General features: G+C 61.2%; 17 protein-coding genes and 4 pseudogenes. 14 read left to right on the top strand and 7 right to left on the bottom strand.

Translation table 11 applies throughout. The features are described from left to right. Nucleotides 1-28: 28 nt before the first annotated feature. Nucleotides 29-217, top strand: a pseudogene (locus tag SY89_RS19720) (DUF6166 domain-containing protein); the annotation flags it as partial. A gap of 676 nt (nt 218-893) precedes the next feature. On the opposite strand, the gene SY89_RS16780 reads toward SY89_RS19720, so the two are convergent. Then, the gene (locus SY89_RS16780) at nt 894-1592 is read right to left on the bottom strand and encodes a hypothetical protein (RefSeq protein ID WP_144427261.1); all 699 of its coding nucleotides are present in this window, start codon (nt 1590-1592) and stop codon (nt 894-896) included. 97 nt (nt 1593-1689) lie between these two features. Here SY89_RS16780 and SY89_RS16775 point away from each other — a divergent pair, with 97 nt between their 5' ends. The 5 genes from SY89_RS16775 (at nt 1690) to SY89_RS16770 (ending at nt 6138) form a co-directional block, all read left to right on the top strand. Continuing rightward, a complete protein-coding gene (locus SY89_RS16775; RefSeq protein ID WP_144427260.1) occupies nt 1690-2370 on the top strand; it encodes a hypothetical protein in 681 nt (226 codons plus the stop codon). A gap of 395 nt (nt 2371-2765) precedes the next feature. Then, entirely contained in the window at nt 2766-3926 is a 1161-nt protein-coding gene (locus SY89_RS13845) for a hypothetical protein (RefSeq protein ID WP_080506783.1), read from the top strand. 97 nt (nt 3927-4023) lie between these two features. Further along, nucleotides 4024-4335 carry a hypothetical protein gene (locus tag SY89_RS13840; RefSeq protein WP_054584773.1) on the top strand — a complete coding sequence of 104 codons (312 nt, stop codon included), beginning with the start codon at nt 4024-4026 and terminating at the stop codon, nt 4333-4335. A gap of 139 nt (nt 4336-4474) precedes the next feature. Beyond that, nucleotides 4475-4696, top strand: coding sequence for a hypothetical protein (locus SY89_RS13835; RefSeq protein ID WP_054584772.1), 222 nt, complete (start codon nt 4475-4477; stop codon nt 4694-4696). 224 nt (nt 4697-4920) lie between these two features. Next, nucleotides 4921-6138, top strand: a complete 1218-nt coding sequence (locus SY89_RS16770) for a homing endonuclease associated repeat-containing protein (RefSeq protein ID WP_144427259.1) — start codon at nt 4921-4923, stop codon at nt 6136-6138. 193 nt (nt 6139-6331) lie between these two features. Here the strand turns inward: SY89_RS16770 and SY89_RS16165 are convergent, their stop codons facing one another. After that, the gene (locus SY89_RS16165; RefSeq protein ID WP_080506751.1) at nt 6332-6931 is read right to left on the bottom strand and encodes a TetR/AcrR family transcriptional regulator; all 600 of its coding nucleotides are present in this window, start codon (nt 6929-6931) and stop codon (nt 6332-6334) included. Nucleotides 6932-7620: 689 nt separating this feature from the next. On the opposite strand from SY89_RS16165, the gene SY89_RS13820 reads away from it, so the two are divergent. The 5 genes and pseudogenes from SY89_RS13820 (at nt 7621) to SY89_RS13800 (ending at nt 11138) form a co-directional block, all read left to right on the top strand. Next, the gene (locus tag SY89_RS13820) at nt 7621-8541 is read left to right on the top strand and encodes an alpha/beta hydrolase family protein (protein ID WP_054584769.1); all 921 of its coding nucleotides are present in this window, start codon (nt 7621-7623) and stop codon (nt 8539-8541) included. Between the two features lie 303 nt (nt 8542-8844). After that, nucleotides 8845-9192 carry a hypothetical protein gene (locus tag SY89_RS13815; protein WP_054584768.1) on the top strand — a complete coding sequence of 116 codons (348 nt, stop codon included), beginning with the start codon at nt 8845-8847 and terminating at the stop codon, nt 9190-9192. Between the two features lie 88 nt (nt 9193-9280). Next, entirely contained in the window at nt 9281-10219 is a 939-nt protein-coding gene (locus SY89_RS13810) for a M78 family metallopeptidase domain-containing protein (protein ID WP_054585018.1), read from the top strand. A 175-nt stretch (nt 10220-10394) separates the two neighbouring features. Next, nucleotides 10395-10637, top strand: a pseudogene (locus tag SY89_RS13805) (AbrB/MazE/SpoVT family DNA-binding domain-containing protein); the annotation flags it as partial. Nucleotides 10638-10703: 66 nt separating this feature from the next. Beyond that, nucleotides 10704-11138, top strand: coding sequence for a PIN domain-containing protein (locus SY89_RS13800; protein ID WP_054584767.1), 435 nt, complete (start codon nt 10704-10706; stop codon nt 11136-11138). A gap of 37 nt (nt 11139-11175) precedes the next feature. On the opposite strand, the pseudogene SY89_RS13795 reads toward SY89_RS13800, so the two are convergent. Further along, nucleotides 11176-11985: pseudogene (locus SY89_RS13795) on the bottom strand (transcriptional regulator TrmB); the annotation flags it as partial. 83 nt (nt 11986-12068) lie between these two features. Between SY89_RS13795 and SY89_RS13790 the strand changes: the two are divergent. Both SY89_RS13790 and SY89_RS13785 read left to right on the top strand, forming a co-directional pair. Further along, nucleotides 12069-12575: a LutC/YkgG family protein gene (locus SY89_RS13790; RefSeq protein ID WP_054584765.1), complete on the top strand. Its 507-nt coding sequence runs from the start codon at nt 12069-12071 to the stop codon at nt 12573-12575. Further along, nucleotides 12576-14755: pseudogene (locus SY89_RS13785) on the top strand (LUD domain-containing protein). A 21-nt stretch (nt 14756-14776) separates the two neighbouring features. Here the strand turns inward: SY89_RS13785 and SY89_RS13780 are convergent. The 3 genes from SY89_RS13780 to SY89_RS13770 all read right to left on the bottom strand — a co-directional run bounded on the left by SY89_RS13780 (nt 14777) and on the right by SY89_RS13770 (nt 17328). After that, nucleotides 14777-16084 (bottom strand): hypothetical protein, encoded by a 1308-nt coding sequence (locus SY89_RS13780; RefSeq protein WP_189319197.1) that lies wholly within the window; start codon nt 16082-16084, stop codon nt 14777-14779. Then, entirely contained in the window at nt 16084-16758 is a 675-nt protein-coding gene (locus SY89_RS13775) for a hypothetical protein (protein WP_144427258.1), read from the bottom strand. Before SY89_RS13775 ends, SY89_RS13780 begins: the two co-directional genes overlap by 1 nt. Before the next feature lie 108 nt (nt 16759-16866). After that, nucleotides 16867-17328, bottom strand: coding sequence for a pyridoxamine 5'-phosphate oxidase family protein (locus SY89_RS13770; RefSeq protein WP_054584763.1), 462 nt, complete (start codon nt 17326-17328; stop codon nt 16867-16869). Nucleotides 17329-17529: 201 nt separating this feature from the next. On the opposite strand from SY89_RS13770, the gene SY89_RS13765 reads away from it, so the two are divergent. Next, complete coding sequence (locus SY89_RS13765; RefSeq protein ID WP_054584762.1) at nt 17530-19185, top strand: acyl-CoA synthetase; 1656 nt, start codon at nt 17530-17532, stop codon at nt 19183-19185. Nucleotides 19186-19229: 44 nt separating this feature from the next. On the opposite strand, the gene SY89_RS13760 is transcribed toward SY89_RS13765, so the two are convergent. Beyond that, complete coding sequence (locus tag SY89_RS13760) at nt 19230-20027, bottom strand: ATP-binding cassette domain-containing protein (RefSeq protein WP_204374481.1); 798 nt, start codon at nt 20025-20027, stop codon at nt 19230-19232. Nucleotides 20028-20074 lie beyond the last annotated feature (47 nt).

The following is a 20074-nucleotide window of genomic DNA, read 5'->3' as shown; positions in this document are numbered from 1 at the left end:
GGGTCACCGAACCGCCCGCGAGCAACGAATGAACGGGAATATACCTGTAGCCAGATCGGAATCGGTTCCAGTCGCATCGCCCGGTCAGGCTCACCGAGACGCAGTCGAATACGTCGGCTTCCGCGTCGACGGCCAAGCCGTCGTGCTGAACCTCTCGGAGCATCGGCGACTCTCCCTCGAGCGCAGTCTGGACCTCGTCAACCACAGTCTAGCTGGCCGCCTATAGCGACTTACGTGAAACGCGGTTGCACAACAGTTCCCGCACTGGAGCCGGGAAATTAGTCGGGATAGAAGGACCTGGAACAGTCTGGAAAATGGTCTGGTCAGCATTTGTCAGAAGAGAGCTGCTGAATATTGAAGATGCAGTCAGCAAGCGACTGTTATACGTTCCACATCCGAAGCTGTGGAACGCCGGTAGCAGGTGTGCTCACCTATCGATAACCAGTTTGTAACAATTTGTAAACTGACTTCGATAAACGGCGGCTTAACTTGTGACGACAGAGATGGTTAGCTCCTTTTCCGACGAAATGAAGAGCACCATCTCGTCTGTTTCGTCCTTTATCGGACGCTCCTTGCGAATTTCACTATCAAGTTCGCATACCAACTTGTACTGCGACCGATTTTGGATTTTCAACCCATCAATTAATGTTTTTGTGTTGGAACCCGCTACCTGATAGGAATCCTCAAAAAGGACTGATTGGTCAGATTCGGATACAACAGAGACATCAAGCTGTACAGGATCTTCGTAAAAATTATTCGCCCATACTTCCAGTGGGTTTTTTACCAGTTTCGAACACCCAGAGATTGATGGGACGGCAAGTACGCCAGCTATGAACTGTCTACGATGCATATTCTAAAAAGTTATTTAGTTATTCGGTTTGTTGAGAGGGACGTTAGATGTTGTTAGCTGAGGCATTGACCGCGTCAATAGTACAACTGGAAGGGCTGCGAGTGTAACTTACCCCGAGGGCACGGTATTCTGAACATGTACCCTTCTCGGAGGCTGTGCCATGGCCTACTGACATAGGAGTTCGATAGTCCTTACCGTTTTTGTAAAAGTCTTTACCAAGGTAGTGGTGGTTTCCCTCCCCCTCAGTCATCTCCTTGATGTCCCCATCACTATTATCAATGGTAGTGTGAAGAACCTCGTGAAGAGCTAAGCTCTTGAACATAGACCGGTTAGTTACTCTAGTTGTGCTCACCGTTGCAGGGACTGCTTGGTCAAACGCGCTCGGCCCCAATACGGCGGCATTCCAACCACTTCCGCTACCGCCCCCGGCGATACCGTGGACGAGTAGCCATGTTCCGTTAGTTGGTTTGTGGTTGTTATTCAGCCAATTGGCCCACTCCTCCAACACATTTGAGTTGGAGTTCGCTGAATGTTCCACATCCCACTGTCGAATGACATACCCATCGATTGTATTCTTCACATAGAGCTCGGAGAGGCCCTCTTCAATAGCAGATGCAGCGTCATTGCGATCATCTGCAGTTTGACCGCTCGCCTTGCAGACATTAACGTTCAGACATTGGTTACTACTCCTATCGCCCGCGACGATATCCTCGGCAGGAGTTGAATGAACCTTGTGACCCATTCTGTCTGAAATACAATCTACCAATCATAAATTCCTTTCTATTTAGAGATAGACTTGGGAAGAAAAATATACAAATAAGGGATTCAGAATAGAGAGTATGTCGGAAGAAAGCAAAATTAACTCGACTCGAAGAGGTGTTCTCCAAGCAGTCGGGACAGGGGCAACTGTTTCAGCATTCGCAAGTGGCCACGCCGCAGCAACTCCGGTTGAGGAAGAAACCACCACTATTGTAACACAAATCGCCCCCCAGTTTGAATTTGATGGAGAGATTTATCAAAGAGAGGTAATGGTTATGTCCGAGGATAGACTTCGGGGAGTATCTGTTCTGGCAGACGAACAGCGAATTGACTTACATGATTATTGCAATGACGATGAGGCAACATCAATCATCGATAGTGAACGTGTAGTGATGACCTCTAATACAACGAGAGAGTTTGGGGGTCGTAAGATCAATCCTGGGCTCAATGGGAATGTTCCCGTCTCTCTGAGTTCCAATGGCGCTCCCATGGACAACGTCATAGTAAATTCGACGCCAAAACTTGCTGCTGTCACAGGACATCGCTCAACTGCAGACGAGGTGACTGTTCAGTACAATGGGGATAAAATGACTGTTCCAAATGGTGAGGAAAAGCGGTTCAATTTCTACAGAGGCGGTCTGGATACTGAAACCGCTGATTTGGTGTCGGAAAGTAGCGGAGCGGACGTGATACCTGTTCGGGGAGATATCGTTGTTCGTCACTTGGGAGAGTGTTCGATCAATGTGGAACAGAGTGATTGATTCTCTTCTCCAGCTAAGGCCCATGGAATCCCAAAAGGTGGGATATTAGAGTTTACACACCCCCAATTCTCCCATTTGGAATGAGCATCCTCGCACTCAAACTGGAAGACTTCGGGCTATTGCAAAAAGCCGTTACTCATCCGTGCGACGCAGCTGTGGGTTATCTCCAGCATTAAGGAATTCTCCAGTTTCGTTCTCACGATCTCGTCGGTCCCGTGAACCGCCGGTGACCCCTCGCTTCGCTTGTAGAAACGTCAAACAGTCAGGTTGGGGAGTACACTCTCTAGGTCGAATGGCAGTTCGTGAGACGTTGTTTTTGCGCCCGGGAGAGGGGCGCAGGGCGCGAGACGATGCAGTCGCACGTCGACGAGGATTCCTCAAGTGAGGTGACTGAGATGAAAGATCCAGAGTCCAGAACCATCTTCGCTGGCGTCGATGGACGTACCGACACCGAACTACCCGAGTGGTACCGAGAGCGGCATGGAGATGCAGACCCTGTGACCTTCGCCGAGGCGGTCCGTGATCTTCCGCAGGCCGTCGAGACGACCGTGGCGTACCAGAATCCCTACACCGACGAGTGGGTCGAGACGGAGCGGTTCAACGCGCTCGTCGAACCGAGCCGAGCTCGGGAGCAGGCCCGAGATGAGGACGCAGACACGGACCCGTTGTTCCACGTTCCCACTGACAGCTACTCGATCATCAACACGGTCGACGTCTACGGGCCGCTGGAGGAGGTCCTCCGCGAGGAGACCATCGACGGGACCCCGCTGGGCGAGGTGATGTTCGGCGAGATTCGGCGCTACCGGGGAGGCGGCGAGGTCCACATGGACATCATGTTCGATGGTCTCGAGGTGCGCCTTCCTGGCCGGTCGGATCCGATCACGATGGGCGTCACGTCGGGCTACGACTTCTTCGGCGAGCACGCCGTCTACGTGGAAGGGTTTGCCCAAGACGGCTACTGCTCGAACACGATGCGCTCGCTCACCGACAAGGAGGTTATCAAGCACGTTGGCGACGTCCGGAACTTCCGCACCTGGTGGGAGGAACTCCTCGCACAGGTCGAACTCGTCGCCGACGATCTCTTCGAGTTCATCCGGGACGCCCAGGACATCGACCTCGACTTCTCGGAGCTCCCGTTCACCGTCACGGAGTTCTACAGTCTGCTGGGCTTCCCGGACTACCTGGCCGAGCGCGCTGCGAGCGATGCCGAGGCCAACGCGGCCTCACCCGTCGAGATCGATATGTGGACGCTGCATTCCGGCGCGACGTACGCGCTCACTCACTTCTTCCAGGGCAAGGAAGGCGCGTCGCTGGACGGCTACGTTCGCACGGCCAACGACATCCTGTTCAACCCCGAGGGTACCATCGAGCGGGTCGAGCGAGCCTACGAGGAGGAGCTGGAGGCGGACGGCGACGACGGGTCGCAGGCGTCGCTCGCCGGCGAGCGGGCGCTCGCGAGCATCGAGCGCGTCAGCGACGATCTACAGGAGAAGGTCGACCAGTTCGAGGAGCGTGAGGACGCGCTTCGTGAGCGGTTCCAAGAGGCGATGGGCTAAGACCAGTTGAAGAGAAAATTCGCCAGGCGTGCTTCCGTTCTAGCGGCTGGAATCCACTGCTGACAGTATTAAGTGAGTAGGGGCGTACCCAGAGACCATGTCTATTGAGCATAATCCGACTCTCGACGCGCGAGAGCCACAGCAGGGGGATATAGAGACTTTTGAAGAGTTGGAGCGTGGTGACTCGGTCAAATTCTTTGAATGGCCCGTCGAGCCGTTGACCGTGATCGGTTGGGAAGAAGACGATAATGTCGGGAAGCGGGTACGAGTTGAAGCAGAAGGCGGCGAGTCGTTTCTCTACCAGGTAGACGGCCACCTCTGGCATTACGTCCCTGAGGACGAGTTCGCCGGCGAGAATAACCCATACCCTGTTCAGAACCTCGTTTTGCTCGAATCCTCGGAAGCCTGATTGGGCTTCGAGACAGCTCGAATCCTGTCGTGAAGGCCTCTATTTTGATGGTCTCATTCGCAGTGGGTGCACCTTCCCAAGATCTACTGCTTCAATTCTCTGCTGTTGCTCGTGCCCTCGATAGGTGGAGGCATCCGTTATGGGTACTTCTACAGACGACTCAGAGGCGTCAGACGAATTTCCGCCTGAAAAGCGGCTTGAGGCACCGAACACGCGTCTGATCAAGGCAGGGATCGCGACGATTCCGGATATGGAAACCCTCCAGGAGTGCGTTGCCTACGAGAACGCCCACCAGAATCGAACGCAAATTCTGCGCCGGCTCAAGTGGAAGGCTGAAGAGCTGCGTGAGGACGAAGAGTAAGCTCTATTCTTAACCAACACACCCTGCGTAGGTCCCCCTTTTGTTGGTTAACAGGCTGTGCCTCGGTTTTTCGGGCCCCTGAAAGGGTGCGGGGCAGCCAGCAGCGGCCTCGCGAGTTCAGTGGTTATAGACGCCTGCGATAGATCGACAGGGAACAGACGCCGGGACAAACATTCAAATACCAAGCCGGGACCAAACTGAGTGATTCATTCACATCGCTAATTATGGGCAAGAAGCTGTACTCAGACGAAGAACTCCTCAACCGCCTCCAGGAGTTCGCTGCGGAACTCGGACGACCTCCGTCTCAGAATGAGATGAACGACTCTGGACCTCATGCTGCAGCAACCTACGCTGCCCGGTTCGGGTCGTGGAATGAAACACTCAAGACTGCAGGACTGGAGACGGGCACAAACGAACCGGATGGGCGACCACCGACCCCAAAGGAGGATCTCCTTGCGGACCTCAAGGCGGTTGCCGAAATTGTCGGGGAGGCTCCATCAGAGCGAACCTACAGACAGCACGGGGAGTATTCGGTGAAAACATACTACAAGCGGTTCAGGGGGTGGAATTCGGCGCTACAGGCGGCTGGTTTTGAACCGAACGTTGAAATCAACCTCTCCGAAGAGACGCTTATTACTGCTCTACAGAAGTTTTCTGAGGATCTGGGTAGAGCACCGACATCGGATGAGATGGACCAGAATGGTCCATACACAGCGGGCCCATACAAGCGAGTATTCGGAACGTGGAATCGAGCTCTTGAGCAAGCTGGACTGGGAGTCCACTCTGCGTGGGGTGTGAGCGAGGAAGATCTGATAGCCGAACTCAAAAGGCTCAACGAAGAGTTGGGACACGTTCCCCGTAAGAGTGAGATGCGGGATCAGGGAAAATGGAGCGGGTCGATCTATCAAAAGCGGTTCGGTTCCTGGAACGAAGCCCTGACAGCCGCTGGCTTCGAGCCGAACGAGCGGTGGCGAATTCCGCAGGAGGATTTGTTGACAGAGTTGCGAGAACTCGCAGACGAGTTGGGCCACCCGCCGACAACGAGTGAGATGCTTGAACACGGGAAATTCACGACCCAGCCGTATCAGCGCGTATTCGGATCATGGCGAACAGCCCTACAGGCGGCCGATCCGGACTATCTGGAAAAGTACCGTCAGTCAAATACCGAGACAGTGCCGTTCGGCTCGAACTGGCCACAGATTCGTGAGGAAATCATCACCCGGGACAACGAGTCCTGTCTGCGCTGCGGTATGGGCCGCGAAGCTCACCGCGAGAAATTCGGCCGTGATCTCCCGGTACATCACCGGATTCCACGACGTCGGTTCTACAACGATCCAGATCGGTCAGTCGACGATGCAGATATTCCGAGCAATCTACTGACACTCTGTATTCCTTGTCATCGGCGTCTCGAACGAATGCCAGTTCAGCCAGTAGTTGGGTGATCAGACGAACACAGATTCGGGCCAGTCGCTCGTGATATTATTAGTAACTGACAGCAGTCGCGTGCTGAATACACAGCGCGTATGAGTAGAATCGTCTGGTCCGCTACTGACTGATTCGCTAATCAGCTGAGTACTGTTGAGAATGCGTACAACGCCCGACGATACGTCGTTTTCGCGGACGGTGTAGGTTCGACTATTCGATTACGATACTTGAGACCACCAAATCGAAGAGAAAATCGCGGACCATCGTATACTGGCCTTTTCTGAATTCGTCTCGATGGAGCGGAAGATAAGACACGTAGATCAGGGCCAATGCAATAATTTCCGCGTCTTCCTGGATGATTAGTCCACGTCGCTGCCAATCCTTGAGTTGTGGAATCAGCACCGATAGCTTTTCTAGTCGCGTCGAGTGGAGTGTCTCCTCATCAAGTTCGTCTCGAAGGCGTTCACGTTCATCACGTGCTATCGTTCCACGAAACAGTGGATTCGATACGAGAGAGTCGCTGGCAATATCTAGGAACTCTCGGAGCCCTGTTGCGGGGTCGTCTTCATGATGACGAAGCGTCTCCTGGAGTTCCACGTAGACCGCTTCTGCTTCATGCTGGAGAATCCTTGCGAGCAACCCCTCTTTCGATTCGAAAAACGAATAAAACGTTCCAGTGGCGATGTCAGCATCATCGGTCAATTCTGCAATGGACGTTCCCTCCAATCCATGTTTCTCGAAGAGTTCACGTCCCGCTTGAAGTAACGATTCTCTGACTTCCTCTCGCCGTTCGTCAGTAAATCTTGGCATTGCTCGTCCCTCATGAGGTGGGAATCGCCATCACAGGCAGAACCCACGATAGCGATTCACACTCTACTAGATGAATTGTAATACGTTCCTATTCATATAAAATTTCGTCTTTGAAGCCGGATGTCCGTCCTCAAGACCGAGGTTCGTCGGTCTCTTGCAACCTATATGAATAGATAGGCAGAAATATTCATATAGTGGCCTGTCGAATCGGGTAGTATGAACAATCAACTTCAGACCCCTCGGATTCACAAAGTGATCGCGTCACCGGTTGGGCGTCTTTTCCACTCACGTCTGTTCGAACGATTCAAGATCGCGTCTGTAGATCGAGAGTTCACAGTCCTACGAGCTCGGGCTGCAGCAGACGTCGCAGGAACAGACGTAGAACAATTCCTGCAGGAACTCGACGCGCCAGACACCGTGGACGAAGACCTACTGGAATCGATCGAACATGCGTTAACCAGCCACCAACAGGCCCGAAATCGATTCGAACGCCTTTCGGATGAATGGAATCAGCTCTTCTGGAATGGCCAGGTGTCTACCATCGAAGAACGAAACGAACTCGAAACGAAGCGGCGGGACGCAGGTGGCGACTGGGTCTCCCCGCAGAAGCCGTTCAAATTCCTCAGCAAGACCAAATGGGTCGATATCGTTGACTTCGCAATACCAGATCCTTCGTCAACCGTCGAGGAATGGAGCGAGCTGTCCCCGAGACCGTGTACGGGCCGCCTGAGTCGAGTCCCGATATTCAGGTGTCGGAGACCATGCAAGGCCCTGGAACAAGGGAATATCTTCTTCGGTTTCCTTCACCGTCGAATTTCATCGACGACGAGGCTTACGCGCGCGTATACGAGCCTTGGGACGCCCCAGGAGACGAGCCACTTCCGACCATCATCTTCGGAACCGGGCTAGCGATGGCGTGTGACGTCATGGAATACTGGACCGAAGAGGAATACGTGGGCCGTCAATTGGCTCCGCAGGGATATCGGGTTATCCTCCCGATTCCGCCTTGGCACGGGCGTCGTGAGCAAACTGGGTTCTACACTGGCGAGCCGTATCTCGCCAGAATGCCAGTAAGTGCGGTTGAACTGTACGAAGCGCAGACCAAAGAAATCGCCCTGTTGACGAGGTGGGCCCGCGACCACAACGCTTCCCGTGTTGGGGTTGGCGGCATTAGCATGGGCGGAATCGTGGCGATGTTCGTGGCGGGTCACGCAGACACGTGGCCCGAACTGATGCAGCCCGACTTTGCACTCCCTGTGGCAGCCTCCGCAGATGTCTCGGAATTATTGTTCGAGAGTTCGCTGACAGAGATTCTCGGTGTGACGGATGCACTGCTCCGAGCCGGGTGGGACAGGGGGAAGATGGCCAACCTCGACAATGTGCTCACTGCGCCCTCAACGTCAGGGATTGCCTCCGATGAGATCTATCCGGTTGGTGGATTAATCGACGATATGACGAAGTACGAAACGTTACGGGAAACCCTCGACAAGTGGAATGTCCCACAGGAGAATCGACTTGAATGGGATTGTGGCCACTTCGGGGTGACGTTGCGCGCCATGCGAACTGCCGAATTCCAGGACTTCGTCCGTCTGGCCTTGGATGGACAATAACGAGTCCTTCTGAAAGATACCATCCCCAGAAGTTGAATGCGGTCCTCCGAAGACCGTCTCGCTGTCTCCATACGGACACATCTTAATTCCAGAATGGTTTTCAAAAGCGGATGCTGAGTACGGCCTCTGTATACAGCAAAGTTGTTGAAATTTAACAAATATTGATCAGATCACAATGAGCTGCTCAAGATGTATCGCCGGTGAGCAGAGCGTCTACCTCCCGCCAGCGTGACTTCGCGATCTGTTTTTCGTGCCCCCAGAGAGGGCGAGGGCTCCTTCGAAAGCTCTCAGAGGTGACTTCCAGTGAGTCAACAACAGAGTCCCGACAACGTCTCAATCGACGATATCCCGGTCGATATCGACAACACGCAATCAGCGGAGATCGATCCCGCCGATGTCCCCGACGAAATCGAGTCCATCACCCGTGGGCTCGCCGGTGAGCAGCCGCCGACGAATCCCATAGTGGTTCTCAAAGCGGCCCGGTGGTGGTATCTACACGGCAAGGGCGGGACAGATCCCGCCTTCCAGTGGGCCATCGAGTGGACACGTCACCTTGCGACCGACACGCCCAGCGACGTTGAGCAGTTCGACGAGTTCCTCGAGTACCTCGTTACGGTCGGCTTCGCCGACGAACGCCACGAAATCCGCTGACTGACAGACTCGGTTTTTTGAACGCCCCTGAGGGGTGCGGCGCGGTCTGAACAGACGCAGTCGCCGTGACCTTGATTCGGTGATCACGATGTCTACGACCAGAGACTCGTCGGTCTCCTTCGACCAGACCGACACACGATCCGACGAGATGAACAGTACGATCGAACAGTGGATCGACGACCTCGTCGCCGGCGTCGACGACGCGCAGACTAGTGAGGAGTTCCAGGAGTGGCTGGACGTCCAGAGCCGCTTCCACGACTACTCGTATCGGAACACGCTCCTCATCAAGCGGCAGTGTCCCGAGGCGAGCCGGGTTGCGGGCTACCGGACGTGGCAGGAAGAGTTCGACCGCCACGTCACGGAGGGGGAGTTGGCCATCTGGATCTGGGCGCCGATCATCACCACGCAGTGCCCGGAGTGTGAAAACTCGCCGAGCTACCACGAGGACAGCGACTGTGAGTACGACGAGACGCCGCCCGAGGCGTGGTCTGAGGGCCTCGTCGGATTCAAGCCTGCCCCGGTATTCGACGTCTCCCAGACCGAGGGCGAGCCACTTCCCGACCTCGACACGGAAGCGACCGGGGAGGCTGGTGACCTCGTCACGCGACTCACCGACGCCGCTGACGAGCTCGGCGTGACGGTGCGAATCGTTCCGGAGGCCGAGTGGACGCACGGCGAGGCGAAGGGCATTTGCGAGCAACTGAGCCTCCTCGACATGCAGCCGCTCGTCGAGATACGTGATCGGGAGAACGAAGCCGACCTCGCACGGACGCTGATTCACGAATACGCGCACGCCCTGCTCCACTTCGACGTCGACGACGACACCGAACGGGCGAAACGCGAAGTCGAGGCCGAAGCAGTCGCGTACGTCGTCGGGCGCTACTGCGGGCTCGACACCAGTGGGTCGGCGTTCTACCTCGCTGCGTGGGAGTCGGACGATCCTGGGGTTGTTCGCGAACGGCTCGGGCGTATCAGTCGGACGGCAGAGGAACTCATCGACGTGCTCGAAGAGACGCCTGCTCCCTAAACTGATTAACCAACAGTTGCCCGGATTTCCCTCTTGCGTTGGTTAATTCCACCAGACGGTCGGCTCCCAACGACCCCAGGGTAGAACACCATCCTCTTCGTCGGAATCGCTCTTCTGGCACAGGGTAGTGTGGCGGCACACTAAGTTTTTCACGGCCCGTCACATATCGGGAGGTATGAGCAGCGACAGAATTGACGCCGAAAGCAAGGTGTCTGGAAACCAGGCAAACATCCCCGCCCGGATTCGGCGTGAACTCAATATCGACGATGGCGATCAGCTCCGTTGGCAGCTCGAGGACGACGGGAGCATTCGGGTCCACGTGATCCAACAGCAAACGGGCACGTTCGCCGACTTCGACGGCTACGCTGGTGAGGAGCCGACCGATGTCACGAGCGATCACGACGCCTGGGGCGTCGACGAGAGCCGACGGCTCTCGTCTGCCAACCAGAACGCTGAGCGTTCTGGTGACGTCGACGTCGAGTAAATGCCGCGGGCACTCATCGATACGACAGTCGTCTTTGCCGCCGCATACCGGCGGGATGGATCCCACGATGCCGCGCTTCCCGTGCTCCATGGCATCGACGATGGAACGCTCCCGGAGGCAGTCGTCCTCGACTACGTCCTCGCGGAAACGCTCAACGGCCTCACGACCCACGCCGGCCACGACGCAGCCGTCGATCTCCTCGATCGAATCGAAGAAAACGCCCGCTTCCACATCGATTCACTCACCACCGACGCCCTCGCGACCGGGAAGGCCCTCTTTCGCCAACACGAACCGCTCTCCTTCGTCGACGCCTGCATTATCGCGTATATGCAAACCGAGGGGCTCGGCTACCTGTATGCGTTTGACGACGATTTTGACGCCATCGAGGATGTCTATCGGCTCGATACAGCAACGAACCCCTACGACCCGAACTGACGCCGGCTGACGCTACGGCTGCCGACAACGTCCGGTCTCAGGATAGTCGTACCTCGTAGTCAGCCGCCAGTTTCTGAAACTCGTCCCACTCCGGGAGCCGGTCGTCGTCGACCTCGCCGTGCGTCTCGAGGTAGCGGAGCAAGGCGTCGATTTCGTCTTCGAGGCCATACTTCGCCGCCTGCTCTCGGAGGTCCGCCTCGTCGACGTCGACGCGGCTGAGTAGGAGGAGACAGTACGAGCGGTGGCGGCTGCCGTCATCGACCAGCAGCGTGTGACAGCAGAGCTCCGCCGGCGAGACTGCGTCGAGATCCTCGGAGTAGACGTAGTAGCGATGGCCGGTGAGCAGGAACTGGAGGTCAAAGGCTGCGAACCGAGCAAGGCCGGTTTCGTGGAACGCCGCCGCATCGATCTCCGTCTCGGCCTGGGCGAGGAATTCGTCGTAGTCCTCCCAGAGAGTCGTGCCCTTCGGGGCGACGGCTTCGAGGCGCTGGCGATGTAGATGATGTGCGAGTTCACGGGCGAACTCGTGGAGGCGGTCGAAGTCGGCGTTGAACTCGTAGTGGCCGTCGACGGTCCCGACAAGCCCACGATCGCGAAACCGCTTGAGGATGCGGTTGACCGTGTTGCGGTAGTTGTCGCTCCGGTCGGCGATCTCGGAGACGGTTCGCGGCTGGTCAAGGTAGTACAGCACCTCGAGTGCCTTGCCGGTCAGCAGCTCGGGGAAGTCAATGTGGGAGTGCTGGCGGACGAGGTCCTGATAGAGCTCGACGGCGCGAGCATCCGACGGGACGACTCGTTTTCGCCGCCCGTCGCGTTCCGTGTAGACGAGCCCCTTCTCGACGAGGTACGTGATCGGTCCCACCAAGAGGCCCTCGCCGGTGCCTGCAGGGAGGAAAACACCCAAGAGCCTGTTCCCGAAAGACGCAACCAATGTCGGCCCCGCATATCGCGACTTTCGAGTCCTCGCTCGACGATCTCGGCGTCGACCTCGTCCGGACCACGGCCGGCGAGTTCGCGTCGACGCTCGAACCGCTGCTCGACGCGCCCGCGGTCGGCGCCCCGCTCCCGTTCGATGGCGTCTCGCTGCCCGAACCCGTCGAGACCGACCCGACGATCGAGCAACTCGACGCGGCGGCGACCGGCGTCACCGCCGCCGGCTACGGCATCGCCGACTACGGCTCGGTGGTCGTCCAGGGCGGCGCCGAGGGCGCGGAGCCGGTGAGCCTCTACGCCGACGAGCACGTCGCCGTCGTCGCCGAGAGCGACGTGCTCCCGGACATGGACGCGGCGTTCGATCGGCTCGCCGCGGACGTGCGAAGCGGCACCAGACAGTCCATCGTCGCCACAGGACCGAGCGCCACCGCGGACATGGGCGCGCTCGTGCAGGGCGCCCACGGCCCGATGGCCGTGACCGTCGTGCTGCTGGAGGGCGCGTAGATGAGCGCCGACCGCCGGCGGAAGGCCGAACGCATCCGCCACCTGCTCGACACCGAGGGCGACGCCGTCCACGCGAACACGCAGGTGTTCAACGAGGGGCGCTACGAGTCCACCGGCGACCTCGACGACTACGAGGCGCTCAAAGACGAGGCCCGAGCGATCAAGGAGGACGCCATCGAGCGGCTCCCCGAACTGATCGACGACGTGACCGCGGCCGTCGAGGCCAACGGCGGCACCGTCTACGTCGCCGACGACGCCGAAGACGCGAACCGGTACGTCCGGGAGGTCGTCGACGGCCGGAGCGTGGTGAAGTCGAAGTCGATGACCAGCGAGGAGATCGACGTGAACGAGTCCCTGGAGGGAAGCGGCGCCGAGGTCTGGGAGACCGACCTCGCGGAGTTCGTCCTCCAGGTCGCCGACGAGGCGCCCTCCCACATCGTCGCGCCGGCGATCCACAAGTCCCGCGAGGAGATCGCGACCCTGTTCAACGAGGTGTTCGAACCCGAGGAGCCGCTTTCGACCGCGGAGGAGCTCACGCGCTTCGCCCGCGAGTACCTCGGCGAGAAGATCCGCGACGCCGAGGTCGGGATGACGGGGGCGAACTTCATCACCGCCGACACCGGCAGCCTCGCGCTCGTCACGAGCGAGGGCAACGCCCGGAAATGTGTGCAGGCGACGGACACCCACGTCGCGGTCGCGGGCGTCGAAAAGCTCGTGCCGAGCGTCGAGGACCTGCAGCCGTTCGTGGAACTCATCGGCCGCTCGGGCACCGGCCAGGACATCACCGCCTACGTCTCGCTGCTGACGCCGCCGGTCGACTCGCCGACGTTCGGCGACGACGGGCTCGAGCCCGGCGACGACCGCGAGTTCCACCTCGTGCTGATCGACAACGGGCGGATGGCGATGCGCGAGGACGACCAGCTCCGGGAGACGCTGTACTGCATCCGCTGCTCGGCGTGTGCCAACTCCTGTGCGAACTTCCAGCACGTCGGCGGCCACGCGTTCGGCGGGGAGACGTACTCCGGGGGATCGCCACCGGTTGGGAGGCCGGCGTCCACGGCCAGGACAGCGCCGCCGAGTTCAACGACCTCTGTACGGGCTGCAGCCGCTGTGTGAACCAGTGTCCGGTGAACATCGACATCCCGTGGATCAACACCGTCGTTCGCGACCGGATCAACCGCGGGAGCGACGGCGACTTCGACTTCCTCGTCGAGGGACTCACGCCGGATTCGGAGCCCGGCGGCGTCGACCCCCAGAAGCGGCTGTTCGGCAACTTCGAGGCGCTCGCGAAGCTCGGGTCGGCGTTCGCGCCGGTGTCGAACTGGGTCGCCCGAACCGACACCGCCGGGGCGCTGCTGGAGCGAACGCTGGGCGTCGATCGGCGCCGTGAGCTCCCCGAGTTCGAGCGCGAGACGCTCGTCGAGTGGTTCGAGCGGCGCGGCCCCCGCGTGGGCCGCGACGCGGCCCGCCGACAGGTCGCGCTCTATCCGGACGCGTACACGAACTACGTCCGCACCGAACGCGGGAAAGCCGCGGTCCGGGTGCTCGAAGCGCTCGACGTCCGGGTCACCGTCCCGGCCGCCGGCGAGAGCGGCCGCGCGCCGCTGTCACAGGGGATGGTGGCGACCGCCCGGTCGAACGCCGAAGCCGTCTTCGACGCACTCGCACCCGCAGTCGCTGCCGGACACGACGTCGTCGTGATCGAGCCGTCGGACCTGGCGATGTTCCACCGGGAGTACGAACGCCTCCTCCCGACGGACGACTACACCGCACTGAACGAGCACAGCTACGAGTTGCTCGAGTACGTCTACGGCCTGCTCGAGAACGGCGCGAGCGTCGACGCGCTCGCCGACGGCGACGACGAGCGGGTCGCCTACCACAGCCACTGCCAGCAGCGGACGCTCGATCTCGAGCCGTACACGGTGGCGGTGCTCGAGGACTGCGGCTTCGACGTGACGACCTCGGACGTGGAGTGCTGCGGGATGGCCGGGAGCTTCGGCTACAAGGCCGAGTACTACGAGCTCAGCGTCGACGTTGGGGAGAGCCTCGCCGACCAGTTCAGGGCGGACGACGCCGCCGACCGCACCGTCGTCGCCAGCGGCACCTCCTGTCTCGAACAGCTCGACGCGCTGCTCACACGCCGGCCCGCACACCCCGTCCGACTGCTCGATCGGCAGTAGTCAGCCGTCGGCCCCGGCCGCTCAGGCCCGTTCGAGCGTCTCGACCGTCGATTCGGCGACGCCCGGCGCAACCCGTGCGACCGCCGTCCCGACGGCGTACTCGGCGATCGTGCGATCGAGACGCGAGACGGGGAACTCGCCCTCGTACCGGGCCAGCTCCCAGTCGGCGTGGGCCACGCGCCAGCCGGCGTTCGTGATCGCCGTTCGCGTGAGCTCCGGCGCGTCACTCTCCGCGAGTGCGGTCTCGAGTGCGTCGTAGGCCGCCGAGCGCACCTCCCGGACTGCCGCGGCACTCTCCGGGCGGGACAGCTCGCCACTGTCGATGCGCTCTTGCAGCCGATCGAGCGCCGCAAACCGCGTGAGCTGTCGGTTCGCCTCGACGACGCCACTGGCTGGCCCGTCCGCGTCCGCAGCCTGAACCGGCCCGATCTTGACCCGCTGGCGGAGTTCGTCGATCACGAGTTCGTGCAGGCCCCAGTCCTCGGCGGTCGGCTCCGGCGGAACGTCCGACTGCTGGGAGTGCACATCGGCGAACAGCGTCTCGGTAGCGCCGGAGAGCGTCGCTTCGACCGTCCCCGCGTCGGCCGGGAGCGACGCCCTGAACTGCTCGTCGAGGTGATCGGCGTCGTCGCGGTACGCTCGGGCGGACTCGACTGTTTCTCCCCACTCCGCGACGTGGAGCAGCCGACTGTCCTCCCGCCGCGGCTCGTCGCTGTCGATCGCCCGCTGCAGCAGGTTCTCGATCCGGTGGTGGACGAGCGCCGCCCGGACTGGGTCGCTGCCGACGTACTCGTGGTCGGTTCTGGCGGACTGGGCGTCAGCGACAACCTGCTGATGCGCTTCCGCGAGCGTCTCCGCCGAGCGATCCTCCGCGACGACCGCCCACCCGGCGGCGGCGTACCGGGCTTCGGCACGCGCCCGATGGAGCGCCGTGAGCGCGGCGAACTGCGTCGGCGCGCCCTGTGCCTCGCTGAGCCTGTCGGCGGCGTCGCTCGCGGCGTCGACGAGTCGTTCACGGATGTACCCGTTCGGGATCTCTTCGGGCCCGAGCGGGGTCGGGATCTCCGCGAGGAGCGTCGTGACCCTGTCCCGGGTCGCGTCGAAGTACGCCGGCGCAACGTCGACGGGAACGGATTCGGGGACGACTGGCTCCGGGTGCTCCCGGCGATCGATGTTCGGCAGGTCGTAGGCACGGATCGTCGGCTCCGAGGACTCGCCGAACTCGGGGAGGCCGCTACACCCGGCCAGCGCACTCGCGCCAGCCGCGGCCAGCAGTCCGCGTCGGGTCAACCGACTGCCCGCCGACGCGGTGGATCGATCTTCGTCCATCACTGCTCACCCCCGGAGTCGGCCGTGGGCGTCTCGGTCGCCGTCGAGTTCTCCCTCGGGATCGTCGGACTGGCGCCGCCCTCCCCGTCCACCGTTGTCCGGTGGCGGTCGCACGCGCCGGTGCCGATCGAGGAAGAGAACCCGTTCACCTCGTCGTCGTCGAGCGGGCTCGGGATCCGGATCAGCCGCGCCTCGATGACCGACTCGTCGACCTCGCAGTGGTCCGTGTACGGACGAGTCTTGCGGGTGTAGTCCGTCGAGATCTCACTCGCCGACCAGCTGACGTGGCAGAGTTCGAGCCGGAAGCACTCTCGGACTTCACCCATCTCGATGTAGACGGTCTCGTCGCCGAACTCCGTCGCCGCGAGGAACTCGTCGACTGCCTCGCGGTCCGCGGCCTCGGCGACAGTGACCCGGTCGGCCCGGGACGCCTCGTCGACGATGACGTGGTTGCGCCACCGATTTTGCTGGCGGACTGTCGGCCGCCCGTCGTCCTCGCCGGGCTCTGCGAGCCAGATCGGCGGGCGATCGGCGTTCATCCGCAGCAGCAGCGTTTCCGGCTCCGTCGTCGACCCGGACATCGGCCCGTCCGGGCTGTCGTCGCGCGGTGCTGTTCGTGTCGATCCGCCGTCGCTCTCACCGATCCCGCTACAGCCAGCGAGCGCGGCAGACACTCCGGCGACGCTGGAGAGGAGGGTACGGCGTGTCAAGGGGACCATCGTGCGTTCACCATTGGGACGACCTGCGTGAAAAAATGACCCGTCCCCGATCTCCCGGGACCGTCACGCAGACGACGTCGATCGCCCCGTGACCGTGTCGATCTCGAGTTCGAGGATCGAGATGTCGAGCTCGTCGATCCCCTCGTCGAACACGCGAATGGGGGTGAACTCGCGGTTGATGGCCGCTGTATCGAACCGGCCGTGTTCCGACTCGGGGAGCTCGCTCAGCTGGCCGGTGACGATGACGCTCCAGGACTCGAGTTCGTTCGGGTCCTCGGTCGGTTCGGTGCCGTACAGCACGTAACAGGCCGTCTCCGTCGTTTCCAGGAACGTCTGTTTCTTGCTGTCGTCGGTCCCCCCGACGCGGAAGTACAGCCTCCCGTCGTCGTAGACGTGCGCCAGCGGGACCGCGTACGCGTCACCGTCGTTCGAGAGGGAGAGCACTCCGGTCTCGGCCGTCCGCAATCGCTCGGCGACTTCGGCGTCGTCCATCCCGTTGGTGTACGCGTATTCGACGTGTTCCATAGTGTTGTTACACGGACACCCAGTATAAGCGTACCCGGCCCTGGGGCCGCTCGCAGGCAGGAGGTGGTCGGCAGCGACTGTTCCAACCGGGAACTCCACTGCTGAACGCATGGTTCCGTGTGTCACTCCGTGAGGCGGGTGCAGTGCACCCCGTCGCAGTCGTCGTGAACTATATCACGTTGACCGTCGCATCTGACACGTATGTCTGTTGACTACGCGGCTGCTGTCGAGGGGTTCGAGTGGGACATCCCGAGCGATTACTCGATCACGTCGACGATCGAGGAGCACGCCGAGGCGTTCGGGGACCGCGTCGCGGTTACGTTCCTCGACGGGGAGGGCACGCGAACCGAGCGGACGTACGCCGACATCCGGGACGACATGAACCGCTTTGCGAACGCGTTGGCGTCGCTGGGCGTCGGCGACGGCGACCGCGTGATGCACCTGTTCCCGCGCCACCCCGACGCCTTCGCGATCCAGCTGGGGGCGCTCAAGCGTGGGGCGCTCCTCGTCCCCTGTTCGGCGATGCTGAAGCCCAAGGACATCGCCTTCCGTGCGAACGACTGCGAAGCGACGACCGTCGTCGCCCACGAGTCGCTCGTCGATATGGTCGATCCGGTGCTCGAGGAGACGCCCCTCGAAACGACGATCGCGCTCGACGGGGCCCCCGACGGCTGGGAGTCGTTCGCCGACCTGATCGACGGCGCCGACATCGACCACGACGGGCCCGCAGTCGGCGCCGATGACCCGATGAGCATCAACTACACTTCGGGGACGACCGGCCAGCCCAAACCCGTGCTCCACCGGCACCGCTGGCTCCGGGCGTTCGAGCTGATCAACGCCCCCTACTGGTGGGGTGTCAGTGCCGACGGCGAGCAGCCGGCGGGCGTCGAAGGGGACGGCGTTGATCTCGACGAGGAACTGCTGTGGGCCACCACCGGAACCGGCTGGGCGAAGTGGTTCTGGTCGCCCGTCGGCGTCGGGCTCACGACCGGCGCCCGACAGCTCCTCTATCAGGGCGAGTTCGACGCCGACGAGTTCCTGTCGGTGATGGCCGAGGAGGGGGTGACCCGGCTCTGTGCGGTCCCGACCCAGTACCGGATGTTCACCCAGACCGACCTCTCCCAGTACGATCTCGATCTCGTCGAGGCGCTCTCGGCCGGCGAGCCCCTGAACCGCGAGCCGATCGAGGCGATCCAGGACGCGTACGGCATCACCCCACGGGACGGATACGGGCAGACCGAGACCGTCGCACTCGTCACGAACTACCCCGGGATCGACGTGAAGGAAGGCTCGATGGGCAAGCCGACGCCCGGGCTCGGGACGACGATCATCGACACGCAGGCGGAAACGGAAGTCGAGCAGGGCGAGATCGGCGAGATCGCGGTACCCGTGGACTGTCCGGGCACGTTCGACAGCTACTACGAGAAACCCCACCTCGACGAACGGACCTTCGACGGCGACTACTACCGGACCGGCGACCTGGCCCGTGAGGACGAGGACGGCTACTTCTTCTTCGAGGGGCGCGCCGACGACATCATCATCTCCTCGGGCTACCGGATCGGCCCCTTCGAGGTCGAGGACGCACTGGTCTCTCACGACGCCGTCGCCGAGGCTGCCGCCGTCGGCTCCCCCCACGAGGAACGCGGTAACGTCGTCAAGGCGTACGTCGTCCTCGCCGACGGCTACGAGGGCGACGACGACCTCACCGACACGCTGCAGACCTACATGAAAGAGCAGACGGCACCGTACAAGTATCCGCGCCGGATCGAGTACGTCGACGAACTCCCGAAGACGGCCTCCGGGAAGACCCGCCGGGTCGAACTCCGCGAGCGCGAAGAGCGCCGGTTCGGCGAGTAAGGGGAGCCCACCGGCGGTGCCGTCGGAGGCTGCGAGAACGGCTCTCAGTCCTGGGCCCTGGCGTCGGGCGACGCCACGGCGTCCGGGTCGGCGGCGTCAGCCAGGAGCGCCACGAGGTCCGACTCCGTCACCGGTCGGGCCGTCGCTGCGAGCCCCGCATCGCGAGCGATCCGAACGGCACTCGGCGGGTGAAGGTTCGCTCGTGCCAACAGCGCGTCGTCGTAGAACACCTCGCTGGGCGTCCCGCTCCCGACGACGTTCCCGTCGGCCATCACACAGACGCGATCGGCGACTTCGGCCGCGAACTCGAGGTCGTGTGTCGAGAGGACGACGCTGATACCCTCCTCGTGAACCTGCTGAATCCGGTCGGCGACCAGCTGGGACCGTTCGGGGTCGAGCCCCGCGAGCGGTTCGTCCAGGACGACCACGCTCGGGTCGAGAACGAGTACGCCGGCGAGGCCGACGAGGCGTTTCTCGCCGCCGCTCAGGTAGTGGGGGATGCGGTCTTCGAGGTGGCTCGCGTCGACGGTAGCGAGCGCCTCACGGACGCGCACTTTCGCTTGGTCTCCGGGGACGCCGTAGTTCTGGAGGCCGAACATCACGTCATCGAGGACCGTCGGTGCGACGAGTTGCGTGTCGGCGTCCTGGAAGACGAACCCGACTTCTTTCCGTGCGTGTGCTTTGGTGTCGTCGGTGATCGGCCTGCCGTCGACGACGAGTTCGCCGTCGTCGGGCACGAGCGTGGCGTTGAGGTGTTCGAGGAGCGTCGACTTCCCCGCGCCGTTGCCGCCGACGAGGGCGACGACTTCGTCACGGTACACCGAGAAGTCGACGTCGTGCATGCCGACCGTGCCGTCGGGGTAGGTGTGGGCCTCACACTGGAGGTCGA

Origin of the sequence: Halolamina pelagica (assembly GCF_001307315.1) — an archaeon.
In the GTDB taxonomy this organism is placed as follows: Archaea; Halobacteriota; Halobacteria; order Halobacteriales; family Haloferacaceae; genus Halolamina; species Halolamina pelagica_B.
The sequence above is the reverse complement of the archived record's forward strand: the minus strand, read 5'-3'. Positions and strand labels throughout refer to the sequence as shown.

Bases quoted from the DNA above. Each gene is read 5' to 3' on its own strand.
- SY89_RS13840 (WP_054584773.1), top strand. From the start codon at position 4,024: ATGTCTATTGAGCATAATCCGACTCTCGACGCGCGAGAGCCACAGCAG.
- SY89_RS13770 (WP_054584763.1), bottom strand. From the start codon at position 17,328: ATGGAACACGTCGAATACGCGTACACCAACGGGATGGACGACGCCGAA.
- SY89_RS13760 (WP_204374481.1), bottom strand. From the start codon at position 20,027: ATGCACGACGTCGACTTCTCGGTGTACCGTGACGAAGTCGTCGCCCTC.
- SY89_RS13800 (WP_054584767.1), top strand. From the start codon at position 10,704: ATGCCGCGGGCACTCATCGATACGACAGTCGTCTTTGCCGCCGCATAC.
- SY89_RS13845 (WP_080506783.1), top strand. From the start codon at position 2,766: ATGAAAGATCCAGAGTCCAGAACCATCTTCGCTGGCGTCGATGGACGT.
- SY89_RS13790 (WP_054584765.1), top strand. From the start codon at position 12,069: ATGTCGGCCCCGCATATCGCGACTTTCGAGTCCTCGCTCGACGATCTC.
- SY89_RS13820 (WP_054584769.1), top strand. From the start codon at position 7,621: ATGGAGCGAGCTGTCCCCGAGACCGTGTACGGGCCGCCTGAGTCGAGT.
- SY89_RS16775 (WP_144427260.1), top strand. From the start codon at position 1,690: ATGTCGGAAGAAAGCAAAATTAACTCGACTCGAAGAGGTGTTCTCCAA.
- SY89_RS13780 (WP_189319197.1), bottom strand. From the start codon at position 16,084: ATGGACGAAGATCGATCCACCGCGTCGGCGGGCAGTCGGTTGACCCGA.
- SY89_RS16165 (WP_080506751.1), bottom strand. From the start codon at position 6,931: ATGCCAAGATTTACTGACGAACGGCGAGAGGAAGTCAGAGAATCGTTA.
- SY89_RS13765 (WP_054584762.1), top strand. From the start codon at position 17,530: ATGTCTGTTGACTACGCGGCTGCTGTCGAGGGGTTCGAGTGGGACATC.
- SY89_RS13835 (WP_054584772.1), top strand. From the start codon at position 4,475: ATGGGTACTTCTACAGACGACTCAGAGGCGTCAGACGAATTTCCGCCT.
- SY89_RS16780 (WP_144427261.1), bottom strand. From the start codon at position 1,592: ATGGGTCACAAGGTTCATTCAACTCCTGCCGAGGATATCGTCGCGGGC.
- SY89_RS16770 (WP_144427259.1), top strand. From the start codon at position 4,921: ATGGGCAAGAAGCTGTACTCAGACGAAGAACTCCTCAACCGCCTCCAG.
- SY89_RS13810 (WP_054585018.1), top strand. From the start codon at position 9,281: ATGTCTACGACCAGAGACTCGTCGGTCTCCTTCGACCAGACCGACACA.